General features: G+C 69.6%; 7 protein-coding genes. 3 read left to right on the plus strand and 4 right to left on the minus strand.

Annotation, left to right across the window (positions count from 1 at the left end):
- Positions 1 to 35: 35 nt before the first annotated feature.
- Positions 36 to 1,511: a glycogen synthase gene (locus HRU81_02210; GenBank protein QOJ31019.1), complete on the plus strand. Its 1,476-nt coding sequence runs from the start codon at positions 36 to 38 to the stop codon at positions 1,509 to 1,511.
- Here the strand turns inward: HRU81_02210 and malQ are convergent.
- Entirely contained in the window at positions 1,508 to 2,959 is a 1,452-nt protein-coding gene (gene malQ, locus HRU81_02215; protein QOJ33243.1) for a 4-alpha-glucanotransferase, read from the minus strand. The genes HRU81_02210 and malQ overlap by 4 nt on opposite strands.
- A gap of 13 nt (positions 2,960 to 2,972) precedes the next feature.
- Positions 2,973 to 4,283 carry a glucose-1-phosphate adenylyltransferase gene (glgC, locus tag HRU81_02220; GenBank protein ID QOJ31020.1) on the minus strand — a complete coding sequence of 437 codons (1,311 nt, stop codon included), beginning with the start codon at positions 4,281 to 4,283 and terminating at the stop codon, positions 2,973 to 2,975.
- Between the two features lie 107 nt (positions 4,284 to 4,390).
- Between glgC and glgB the strand changes: the two genes are divergently transcribed.
- The gene (gene glgB, locus HRU81_02225) at positions 4,391 to 6,625 is read left to right on the plus strand and encodes a 1,4-alpha-glucan branching protein GlgB (GenBank protein QOJ31021.1); all 2,235 of its coding nucleotides are present in this window, start codon (positions 4,391 to 4,393) and stop codon (positions 6,623 to 6,625) included.
- On the opposite strand, the gene glgX is transcribed toward glgB, so the two are convergent.
- Positions 6,626 to 8,710 (minus strand): glycogen debranching protein GlgX, encoded by a 2,085-nt coding sequence (gene glgX / locus HRU81_02230; GenBank protein QOJ31022.1) that lies wholly within the window; start codon positions 8,708 to 8,710, stop codon positions 6,626 to 6,628.
- 15 nt (positions 8,711 to 8,725) lie between these two features.
- Complete coding sequence (gene glgP / locus HRU81_02235; protein QOJ33244.1) at positions 8,726 to 11,350, minus strand: alpha-glucan family phosphorylase; 2,625 nt, start codon at positions 11,348 to 11,350, stop codon at positions 8,726 to 8,728.
- 159 nt (positions 11,351 to 11,509) lie between these two features.
- Between glgP and HRU81_02240 the strand changes: the two genes are divergently transcribed.
- Positions 11,510 to 11,872 (plus strand): antibiotic biosynthesis monooxygenase, encoded by a 363-nt coding sequence (locus tag HRU81_02240; GenBank protein ID QOJ31023.1) that lies wholly within the window; start codon positions 11,510 to 11,512, stop codon positions 11,870 to 11,872.
- Positions 11,873 to 11,875: the final 3 nt, after the last annotated feature.

The raw sequence follows: 11,875 nt of genomic DNA on the forward strand, positions 1-11,875 counted from the left end.
CGCGTGATGGCTGCCGTTCCCGGCGTCGCGCTGTCATGCGCATCCTGACCGTCTGCGCCGAATATGCCCCGCTGGCCAAGGTCGGCGGCCTCGGCGACGTCACCGCCGGTCTCTGCACCTGGCTCGCTCGCCGCGGGCACGAGGTGCTGGTGGTGATGCCCTGTTACGGCGACATGCGGGCGCGTGGCCTCGGCATCGAGGCACATGCCGCGCTCGGCCCGCGACCGGTGCCCGGCAATGCGGCCGCGACCTATGCGGTGCACCGGCTGGCAGGGCAATCCGGTGGCGGCCCGGTGCCGGAGATCTTCGTGGTGGACGCACCCGCGCTGTTCGGTGGCGGCGTCTATGCCAGCGGCGCGGCCGAAGCCCTGCGCTTCATGCTGCTGTCGCGCGCGGCGCTGGAATTCGCCGGCATCGCCGGCTTCCGGCCGGACATCGTCCACTGCCACGACTGGCACGCGGCGCCGGCGGTGGTGATGCTCAAGGGGCCGTTCCGGGCCGAGCGCGCCTTCCGCCAGGCCTACGCGGCGCTGACCATCCACAACATCGGTTACCAGGGCGTGTATCCCGCCGGCGTGCTCGATCGCGCCGGCGAGGCCTCGCTGCGGCCGATGCTCATGGCGGAAGATCCGGTACAGGACGACATCAACTTCCTCAGGGCCGGCATCGCCCACGCGGATGTTCTCACCACCGTCAGCCCGACCCATGCCCGCGAGATCCAGACCGAGGAGTACGGCAAGGGCCTCGACACGCTGCTGCGCCAGCGGCGACACCGGCTGGCGGGCATCCTCAACGGCGTGGACTACGCGCACTGGGACCCGGCCAGCGATCCGCTGCTGCCGGCGCATTACTCCGCCACGGCGCTCGCGGGGAAGGACCGCTGCCGCGCCGCGCTGGCGGCGGAGCTGGGCCTGCAGGCGGGGCAGGGCGTGCCGATCGTCGGCATGGTGTCGCGCCTCGCGCAACAGAAGGGCATCGACATCCTCATCCATGCGCTGCCGGCACTGCTCGCCGAGCGGCGCTTCTGCTGCGCGATCCTCGGCAGCGGCGAGCCCGGTTACGTCACCGCGCTGCGTGAGCTCGCCGCACGGTATCCGGGTCGCGTGGCGTTCGTCGAGGCGCAGGACGAAGGTCTCGCGCACCGCGTCTACGCCGGCAGTGATCTGTTCCTCGTGCCCTCGCTCTACGAGCCCTGCGGCCTCACGCAGATGTATGCCATGCGCTATGGCGCCGTGCCGGTGGTGCGCCGCACCGGCGGTCTGGCCGACACGGTGAGCCACTTCGATCCAGCCACCGGCCAGGGCACCGGCAGCGTGTTCCTCGATGCCGATGTCGGTGGCCTCGGCTGGGGCCTGCGTGCCGCACTGGACTGGCATGCGGTGCCGGCCCATTGGGCCCGCGTCGTCGCCAATGGCATGGCCGGCGACTGGTCCTGGGAGCACCAGGGCCCGCACTATGAAGCGCTGTTCACGCGGCTGGTGAATGGCGGCGCGACGGCGCCGCGCTCCTAGGCCCGGCCGGAGAGTACCGCGAGACGCCGGCAGCGATCCGCCAGGCCGGCGTCGAGCTGGCCCCAGTCGAAGCGCCAGCCCCAGTTGCCGCTGGGCGTGCCGGGGCGGTTCATGCGCGCCTCGCTGCCGAGGGCGAGGAGATCCTGCATCGGCAGTACGGCCAGGCTGGCGGCCGAGGCATAGGCGGCGCGGATCAGCGCGCCCGGCATGTCACCCGGTGTGCTCGCCAGGCAGGCGTCGACGCGCGCCCGCGTGCCCGCATCGAGGCTGGCATACCAGCCCATGGTGGTGTCGTTGTCGTGCGTGCCGGTGTAGGCGACCGCATTGGCGACGTGGTTGGCCGGCAGGTAGGGATTCTGTGGCGAGCCGTCGAAGGCGAACTGCAGCACCAGCATGCGCGGCAGCTCGAACCGGTCGCGCAGCGCGCGCACCGCCGGCGTGATGCTGCCGAGGTCCTCCGCCACCAGTGCGCCGATGCCGGTCTGTGCCGCGAGCGTCTCCAGCAGTTCGCCGCCGGGGGCGGGATGCCAGCGCCCGTCGCGTGCGGTGGCCGCGCCGGCGGGCACCTCCCAGTACGACTCCAGCGCGCGGAAGTGGTCGATGCGCAGCAGGTCGAAGCGGTGCAGCTGGCCGCGGATGCGGTCCACCCACCAGCGGAAGCCCTCGGCGCGCATGGCATCCCAGTCGTAGAGCGGATTGCCCCAGAGCTGGCCGTCGGCGTTGAAGTAGTCCGGCGGCACGCCGGCCACCGCCTCGGGCCGGCCGGCGGCATCCACGCGGAACAGCTTGCGATGCCACCACAGCTCGACGCTGTCGAGATCGAGGTAGAACGGCAGGTCGCCGAACAGCAGGACACCCCGCGATCGGGCGTATTCGCGCAGCGCCTGCCACTGCAGCTCGAACAGGTACTGCTCGAAGGCGATGCCGCGCAGGCTGTCGCGGCCCTGGGCCAGGGTCGTGGTCATCGTCGACGGGTCGCGCTCGCGCACCGCCTCCGGCCACTCCCACCAGGGCCGCCCGCCGGCATTGCGGCGGTGGTGTTCGAACAGCGAGTAGGGCAGCAGCCAGCCGCGCTGCTGCTGGACGAACCGGTCGAAGGCAGCCCGTTCCGCGGAGCTGGCGTGGCCGCGGAATCCCTCGTAGCAGGCGCGCAGCCGGGTCTGCGCATCGGCGTCCACCAGCGATTCCGGCAGCCAGCCGCGGCTGACCAGATCGACGGGGTCGATGAGATCGGTGCTGCCCGCGTGCGCCGACTTCATCTGGTAGGGCGACAGGCTCTGGTCCACCGGACCGAGCGGCAGGGTCTGCCAGACGCTGAACCCGCATTCGGCCAGCAGGTCGACGAAGCGCTGAGCATCGGCACCGATGACGCCCCGCGGTCCCGGGCCCGGCAACGAGGTCGGATGGAGCAGGATACCGGCGCGGCGCCGGTCGAGCAGCAGGCTCATGCCGTGGTCGGGATCAGCCGCTGCCCGCGGCATCGGCGGCCGCTGGCGCCTCGGCGCTGCGACGGCTCGCGTCGGCGGCCGCCAGCATTTCCGGCGTCACCAGCACCACGCCGCCCTCGGTGACATGGAACCGGGCCGCGTCGGCCGCCGGGTCCTCGCCGATGTGCATGCCGTCGGGCACCACGCAGCCCTCGTCGAGGATCGCCCGGCTGATGTGGCAGCCGCGGCCGATGCGCACGTTGGGCAGCAGCACCGAGCGGAAGACCACGGAGCGCTCGTGGACATGCGTGTTGACGAACAGCATCGACTCGCGCACGGTCGCCCCGGAGATGATGCAGCCGCCGGACACCATGGAGTTGATGGCCTCGCCGCGCCGGCCGTCGTCGTCGAGCACGAACTTCGCGCCCGGCACATGTTCCTGGTAGGTCCAGATGGGCCAGTCCTCGTCGTAGAGGTTGAGCTCCGGGGTGACGTACACCAGCTCCATGTTGGCCTCGTAGAAGGCATCCACGGTGCCGACGTCGCGCCAGTAGGCCTGGGCGGCGGTCTTCACGTCCTCGAACGGATAGGCATAGACACGCGCCTTGCCGATGCTGCCCGGGATGATGTTCTTGCCGAAATCGTGGGCGGAGGTGGCGTCCGCGGCATCGGCGCGCAGGCACTTCTGCAGGAACTCGCGGCTGAAGACGTAGATGCCCATGGAGGCCAGCGCCACGTCCTGGCGGCCGGGCATGGGCTCGGGCCGGGCCGGTTTCTCGCTGAAGCGGATGATCCGCTGCACCTCGTTGACGGTCATCACGCCGAACTGCGTGGCCTGGTCCAGCGGCACCTGCACCACGCCCACGGTGATGTCGGCGCCCTTCTCGACGTGGAAGGCGATCATCGGCCCGTAGTCCATCTTGTAGACGTGGTCGCCGGCCAGCACCAGCACCTGATCGGGGTGGTAGGCCTCGATGATGTCGAGGTTCTGGTAGAGCGAATCCGCGGTGCCGCGGTACCAGCTCTCGCCGATCTGCTGCTGGGCCGGCACCAGCTGCACGAACTCGCCGAGCTCGCCGCGCAGGTAGCCCCAGCCGCGCTGGATGTGCTGGATCAGCGCGTGGGCCTTGTATTGCGTCAGCACCAGGATCTGCCGGATGCCGGAGTTCACGCAATTCGACAGGGTGAAATCGATGATCCGGTACTTGCCCGCGAACGGCAGTGCCGGCTTGGCGCGATTGCGGGTCAGGTGGCGCAGGCGCTCGCCGCGGCCACCGGCCATGACGATCGCCATGGTGCTCTTGGTCAGCTGGCTGACGAAGCGTCCGGACTTCCTGGGCTTCAAGCGCTGGCCTCCGGGCTTCTTCGTACCCAGCCGTGCTGCTGGCAGTATACCGCGTCACCTGTGGCCGGCCACCTCGACTGAAATATGTCAGGCACCTTTTCCGGCAAATGGGGCACCATGGGCGCGTGGCGGAGGCATCACGAGGGGAGGATGCGGTGACGGGGCATGGCATTGCCGGAGAGCATGAGCTCGGCCGCCTGGTTGCTGCGCGCCATCATGACCCGTTTGCCATGCTGGGGCGCCACCCGCTGGCGGACGGGCGGATCGTGGTGCGCGTGCTGTCCCCGGCGACGGTCGAGGTCAGCCTGCCGGAGACCGGCGTGGTCCTGGAGCGCGTGGGCGACAGCGACCTGTTCGAGTTCCGCGGCCCCGCGGGGGCGCTGCCGCAGCGCTACCGGGTACGGCGCCGCAACGCGCAGGGGCAGGTGCTCGAGGCCGTGGATCCCTACTGCTTCCCGCCGCTGCTGGCGGAGGCCGATATCGCCGCCTTCGGCGACGGCAGCCACTGGCACGCCTGGTGGCTGCTCGGCGCCCACCTGGTCGTCGCCGATGGCATCGACGGCGTGCGCTTTGCTGTCTGGGCGCCCGATGCGGAGCGGGTCAGCGTGGTCGGCGACTTCAACGGCTGGGACGGCCGCTGTCACCCGATGCGCTGCCGCGGCAGTTCGGGCGTCTGGGAACTGTTCATCCCCGGGCTGGGCGCCGGCGCCAACTACAAGTTCGAGTTGCGCAACCGCTGGAGCGGGGAGCTGCTGCTGAAGGGCGATCCCTACGCGAGGCTGACCGAGCTGCGGCCGGCGACCGCCTCGGTGACCGCCGCGGCCTCGGGCTACCAGTGGGGCGATGCCGCGTGGATCGCCGGTCGCGAGGCCGGCGACTGGCTGCACGCGCCGCTGTCGGTGTACGAGGTGCATCTCGGCTCCTGGCGCCGGCGCGCGGATGGCGGCTTCCTCAACTATCGGGACATCGCCGCGCAGCTGGTGCCGCAGGTGGTGGAGCTGGGCTTCACCCATGTGGAGTTCCTGCCGGTCACCGAGCACCCGCTGGATGATTCCTGGGGCTACCAGCCCTCCGGCTACTTCGCGCCCACCCGGCGTTTCGGCGATCCGGATGACTTCCGCTATCTGGTGGACCAGCTGCACCAGGCCGGCATCGGCGTGATCCTCGACTGGGTGCCGGGGCATTTCCCCAGGGATGCCCACGGCCTGGCCCGCTTCGACGGCAGCGCGCTCTACGAGTACCCGGACCCGCGCAAGGGCGAGCACGCGGAGTGGGGCACGCTGGTGTTCAACTACGACCGCAACGAGGTGCGCAGTTTCCTGCTGTCGAGCGCCATCTACTGGCTGAAGGAATTCCACTGCGACGGCCTGCGCGTGGACGCCGTGGCCTCGATGCTCTACCTGGATTACTCGCGCGGCCCCGGCGAGTGGGTGCCCAACGCGGCGGGAGGCAACGGCAACCTGGAGGCGGCGGCCTTCATCCGGCGCCTGAACCAGCTGACCCATGCCGAGGTGCCCGGCAGCATCGTCATCGCCGAGGAGTCCACGGCCTGGCCCGGGGTCTCGCGCCCCACCGACCACGGTGGCCTCGGCTTCTCGATGAAGTGGAACATGGGCTGGATGCACGACACGCTCGAGTACCTGGCCCACGATCCGGTGCACCGGCGCTTCCACCATGACCTGCTGAGCTTCGGACCGATCTACGCCTTCACCGAGAACTTCGTGCTGCCCCTCTCGCATGACGAGGTCGTGCACGGCAAGCGCTCGCTGCTCGGGCGCATGCCGGGCGATGACTGGCAGCGCTTCGCCAACCTGCGCCTGCTGTACACGTTCCAGTGGACCTATCCGGGGAAGAAGCTGCTGTTCATGGGTGGCGAGCTGGCCCAGCCCGGGGAATGGGACCATCGCGGCGAACTGCCCTGGCATCTGCTGCAGGAACCGGCCCATGGTGGCGTGCGCCGCCTGGTCGCCGATCTCAACCGGCTCTACCGCGGTCAGCGTCCGCTGCACCGCTTCGATTTCGAGGGGCGTGGCTTCCAGTGGCTGCGCTGGGACGATGCCGACAACTCGGTGCTGGCCTTCATGCGGCGCGATGAGTCCGGCGAGGCCATCGTGCTGCTGAACTTCACCCCGGTGCCGCGCCCTGGTTACCGCATCGGCGTGCCCCGGCCCGGCGAGTATCGCGAGGTGTTCAATTCGGATTCCCGCTTCTACGGCGGCAGCGACCTCGGCAACCCCGGACCGCTGCACACCGAGCCGGTGCCCTGGATGGACCAGTTCCAGTCGCTGCGGGTGACGCTGCCCCCGCTGGCAGGAATCATCCTGCTGCATGGGCCGGGCTGATCAGTCCGGCCAGGCCTCCAGCACCACCACCGTACGAGCCGGTACCGTGTAGCCTGGCCCGGGCAGCGGTTGCTGCTGCTCGGGCGGGGCGATGTCACGGGGTGGCGGCAGCGAGGTATCCAGCGCCAGGCGCCAGCCACGGCCGGCAATGACCGGCAGCAGCGCCGAGCGCGGCTCGGGTCCCATGTTGAGGAGCGCGTGCAGCACGGGTTCGCCTGCTTCCTGGCCGGAGAGCGTGAAGGACAGCCGGCGGGCCTGCGGGTCCGACCAGTCGGCTGGCCCCCCGGAAAAATCCTGCCAGCGTATATCGGGCAGGCCGTCACGCCCGCTGCCGGGCTGTCCGGTCAGGAACCGGGGCCGGCGCAGCGAGCGGTGGCGGCGGCGCAGGCGGATGAGCTCGCGCGCGAAGCGCAGGAAGCCGGCGTTGCGCTCCACCAGCGACCAGTCGAGCCAGGAAATGTCGTTGTCCTGGCAGTAGGCATTGTTGTTGCCACGCTGCGTGCGCAGCACCTCGTCGCCGGCCAGCAGCATCGGCGGACCCTGCGAGAGCATGAGGATCGCCAGGTGGTTGCGCGCCAGGCGCTGGCGCAGCTCGCGCACGACCGGGTCGTCGGTCGGACCTTCCACGCCGCAGTTCCAGCTGGCGTTCTCCGCCATGCCGTCGCGGTTGTCCTCGCCATTTGCCTGGTTGTGGCGCTGCCCGTAGCTCACCAGGTCGTTGAGGGTGAAGCCGTCGTGGCAGGTGATGAAATTGATGCTGTTGATGGGCAGCCGGCCGCTGGGGGCGTAGAGGTCGCTGCTGCCGGCGATGCGCGAGGCGACCTCGCCGACCAGGCCGGGGTCGCCGCGCACGAAGCGGCGCACCGAGTCGCGGTAGCGGCCATTCCATTCCGCCCAGCGATAGCCGGGGAAGGCGCCCACCTGGTAGAGGCCGGCGGCGTCCCAGGCCTCGGCGATCAGCCGGGTGTGGACCAGGGCCTCGGAGAACTCGATGTTCCAGAGCACGGGCGCGTGGTACATCGGCTTGCCGTCCTCGCCGCGGGCCATGACGCTCGCAAGGTCGAAGCGGAAGCCATCCACGTGCATCTCCCGCACCCAGTATTCCAGGCACTGCACGATGTAGTTGGCCACCAGCGGATGGTTGCAGTTGAGGGTGTTGCCGGTGCCGGTGTAGTCCAGGTAGCGCCGCCGGTCGGCCGGGTCGAGGTGGTAGAAGCTCTCGTTGGCGATGCCCTTGAAGCTGATCACCGGTCCGTCGGCGCCGCCTTCGGCGGTGTGGTTGAAAACCACGTCGAGGATCACGCCGATGCCGGCGCGATGCAGCGCCTTGACCATGTCGCGGAATTCGCGCCTGCCGTCCGGTCCGGCGCAATAGGGCGGGTGGGGCGCGAAGTAGCCGTAGGGGCTGTATCCCCAGTAGTTGCCGAGTCCCAGTGCCGCGGTTCGCTCCGGCACGTCCTGGACGTCGAAGGCCATGACCGGCATGAGCTCCACGTCGGTGATGCCGAGGCTCTGCAGGTAGGGGATCTTCTCGATGAGGCCCGCGAAGCTGCCCGGCGCCGCCACGCGCGAGGAGCCATGGCGCGTGAAGCCGCCGACGTGCAGCTCGTAGATGATGCTGTCCTCGGGCCGGTGGTTCAGCGGCTGGTCGCCCTCCCAGTCGTAGGCCTCGTCGTCGACCACGCAGGCGCGCAGCCCGGTGCCGGGCTCGGGCAGCGTCGCCGCCAGCTCGCGGTTCCAGAGCCCGGTGCCGACGGCGCGCGCCCAGGGATCGAGCAGGTCGCGGCGCGGGTCGAAGCGCAGGCCGGTGCGCGCGGTGTCGCCCGGGCCATCCGCGCGCCAGCTGTACCAGAGCCCCTCGCGGGCGCCTTCCACCAGCACGTGCCAGAAGAAGAAGGTGCGGTTGTTGACGGGGTCGAGGTCGATGACCTGCAGCGGGTTGCGATCCGCGGCGCCCTCGTAGAGCACCAGCGTCACGGCAGTGGCATGGCGGCTGAAGATGGCAAAGTTGACGCCGGCAGGTACGACCCTGGCGCCGGAGGGGAAGGGTTCTCCCTGCAACAGCCGGTAGGGTCCCGCCGACATGTCAGCTGGCCCGGCTCACAGCCAGCGCATCAGGCCGGTTTCGCAGGGGTTCAGCAGGCTGTCGTGACGTGGCATGGCGCGGATCTCCAGGCGCTGGGCGCCACACCAGGGCGGCTTCAGTTCCAGCCGGTAGACGACCTCGCCGTTGCCTTCCGCGGTGGCGGTGAAGGGCGCGACGAACACCGTCTCCTCGCCGATGTGGCGTACGCCGTCGGTGGCGCGCCCGTGGGCCGAATAGCGCTTCTCCGGCACCGTCAGGTCCGAGCACAGCTCGCGGTGCAGGACGCATTCCACGCGCACGTCGCCGGGTGACAGGCCGTTGAGCTGCACGGCGACCTCCAGCATCGTGCTGTCCTCGAAGGAGACGCGCTCGGGCAGGGGTCTGGCGAGCCGCAGGGATACGCCATTCCAGGCGGCGGCCACGCGCGTCTTCCATTGCGCCAGCTCGCGCGCCGCAGCCGAGTCGTTGGCGGCGATGGCGCGGCCATGTGCGGCAGCCGGGGCATAGAAAGTGCAGGCGTAGTCGTGGAGCAGCCTGCTGCTGTTGAAGCGCGGCAGGATCGAGGCCATGGAGCGCTTGCAGACCTGCACCCATCCCGGCGCGTAGCCGAGGCGTTCGTCACGCTGGTAGTACAGCGGTATGACATCGTCCTGCAGGATCTCGTAGAGCGTGCGCGCATCCTGCCGGTCGCGCTCGCCATCGTTGCCGCTGTTGTGCGCCGGCGGGATGGCCCAGCCGTTCCTGCCGTCGTAGCCCTCGGCCCACCAGCCGTCGAGCACGCTCAGGTTGACGGTGCCGTTGATGGCGGCCTTCATGCCGGAAGTACCGCTCGCCTCCATCGGGTAGATGGGATTGTTGAGCCAGATGTCCACGCCCGCGGTCAGCACGCCCGCGAGGTCGATGTCGTAACCCTCCACCAGCAGTACCTTGCCGAAGAACTCCGGCATGTTGGCCACGCGATGCACTTCCTGCATCAGGTGCTGGCCCGGTTCGTCGGCCGGGTGCGCCTTGCCGGCGAAGATGAACACCACCGGGCGCACGTCGTTGTCGACGATCTGCCGCAGCCAGCCGAGGTCGTTGAACAGCAGGGTGGCGCGCTTGTAGGTGGCGAAGCGGCGGCCGAAGCCGATGGTCAGCACGTTGGCGTCATCGGGATCGATGTACTTCATCAGCCGGTGGATATGCGCGCTGCTGCAGTGGTTGCGGGCATGCTGGCGTTCGATGCGCCGGCGCAGCGCATTGAGCATTTCGCTCTTCACCTGCTGCTTGACGTACCAGAAGCGTCCGTCCGGTATCTCCAGGATGCGCTCCATGAGCCGGTTGTCCATCAGCTCGAAGCGCCAGGAGGCGCCCACATGCTGGTCGAGGAGCTCGGCCCATTCCTCGCGCATGAAGGTGGAGACGTGCACGCCATTGGTGACGTAGCCCACCGGATTCTCGCGTGGCGGGATGTCGGGCCAGGCACTGGCGAGGATCTCCGATGACACACCGCCGTGGATCTTGCTGACGCCATTGATCGAGCGGGCGCCGTTGACCGCGAGCCGCGTCATGTTGAACAGCGGCTGCTCGCCGTTGCCGTGCCGGCCGAGGCGCAGGAAATCCTCGTCGCCGATGCCGAGCTCGCGGATGTGATCGCGGAAATGCGCCAGCACCATGTCCTGCGGGAAGACGTCGTGGCCGGCGGCCACGGGCGTATGGGTGGTGAACACGGTACAGGCAGCCACCGTCTCCATGGCGGCGGCGAAGGGCAGCCCGCGCCGGGTCAGCTCGCAGGCGCGCTCCACCACCAGGAATGCCGGGTGGCCCTCGTTGAGGTGCCAGACCGTGGGGGCGAGGCCGGCCGCGCGCAGCGCACGCACCCCGCCCACGCCCAGCACCAGTTCCTGCTGGATGCGCATGGCCTGGCCGCCACCGTAGAGCACCTGGGTGATCCGCTGGTCCTCGGCCGAGTTGCCGGGGACGTCGGTGTCGAGCAGCAGCACCGGCACGCGTCCGACCTCCGCACGCCATACCTTGATGGCAACCATGCGGCCGGGGAACTGCACCTGGACGACGATCTCCTGGCCATCGGCGCCGCGCGCCGGCACCACCGGCATGTCCTCGGCCGGCGTGTGGCGGTACTCGGCCAGCTGGCGGCCGGACTCGTCGATGCGCTGGGTGAAGTAGCCCTGGCGGTAGAGCAGGCCGACGGCGACGAAGTGCAGGCGCATGTCGCTTGCCGTCTTGCAGTAGTCGCCGGCGAGGATGCCGAGGCCGCCGGAGTACAGCGGCACGCTGTCGTGGAAGCCGAACTCCGCGCAGAAGTAGGCGACGAGGTCATCCTCGCGCAGTCCTGCCGGCGTGTAGCTGGCCAGGCCCTGCTCACGGTAGGCGTCGAACTCGGCCAGCACGCGCCGGTAGGAAGCGAGGAAGGTCTCGTTGTCGGCGGCCATGGCCAGCACGGCATGGTCGACGCAGCGCAGGAATACCTTGGGATTGCGGCCGACGAGCCACCACAGGTCGCGGTCCAGCATCGAGAACAGCTGGCGGGTCGGGCGATGCCAGCTGAACCAGAAGTTGGCTGCAAGGTCGGTGAGGCGCCCGAGCTTTGCGGGCAGCCGTGCGCTGACCTGCAGGGGGAAATTTGTTGCGGTCATGATGCTCTGGAGGATCAGGCGTGAGGGTTGGCGACAACGCGGGACAGGGCGAATTGTCTTACGGATCGCCCGTCGCCGGCAATGCGCGCCGGCGGCCGCCGCCGGGGCATCGTTTATACTCGCGGTTCGCAACCCACTGAAAGCAGGCGAGCGGAGGCACGCATGGTCACCTACATCGTCACGGTCTGGGCCAAGCCCGGGCATGAGCAGGAAGTCACCCGCTTCTACCAGGAGCTCGAGCCGTCGATGCGCGCCGCCGCCGGCTATCACGGCCGCCAGATCCTGCGGGCACGCACCGGCACCATGGCCGCTGCTGTGCGCAAGCGGATCACGCCCGAGGAGGCCGCGCGCATGCCGGAGCGTCCGCCGCCGGGCACGCAGTTCATCCTCATCGAGAAGTGGGACAGCGTCGACGCCCGCATGGATTTCTCGCGTGGCGTGGCCGCGAGCCGCAGCAAGGAACTCTTCCCGCACATCCTTCCCGAGCACAGCCACGAGTTCTACGAAGACGTCACGCCGGCCTGAGCG

It is taken from the genome of Gammaproteobacteria bacterium (assembly GCA_015709695.1).
Lineage (GTDB): Bacteria > Pseudomonadota > Gammaproteobacteria > Steroidobacterales.

Coding starts and splice junctions, on each gene's coding strand:
- HRU81_02210 (QOJ31019.1), top strand. CDS start 36: ATGCGCATCCTGACCGTCTGCGCCGAATATGCCCCGCTGGCCAAGGTC.
- malQ (QOJ33243.1), bottom strand. CDS start 2,959: ATGAGCCTGCTGCTCGACCGGCGCCGCGCCGGTATCCTGCTCCATCCG.
- glgB (QOJ31021.1), top strand. CDS start 4,391: ATGGGGCACCATGGGCGCGTGGCGGAGGCATCACGAGGGGAGGATGCG.
- glgX (QOJ31022.1), bottom strand. CDS start 8,710: ATGTCGGCGGGACCCTACCGGCTGTTGCAGGGAGAACCCTTCCCCTCC.
- HRU81_02240 (QOJ31023.1), top strand. CDS start 11,510: ATGGTCACCTACATCGTCACGGTCTGGGCCAAGCCCGGGCATGAGCAG.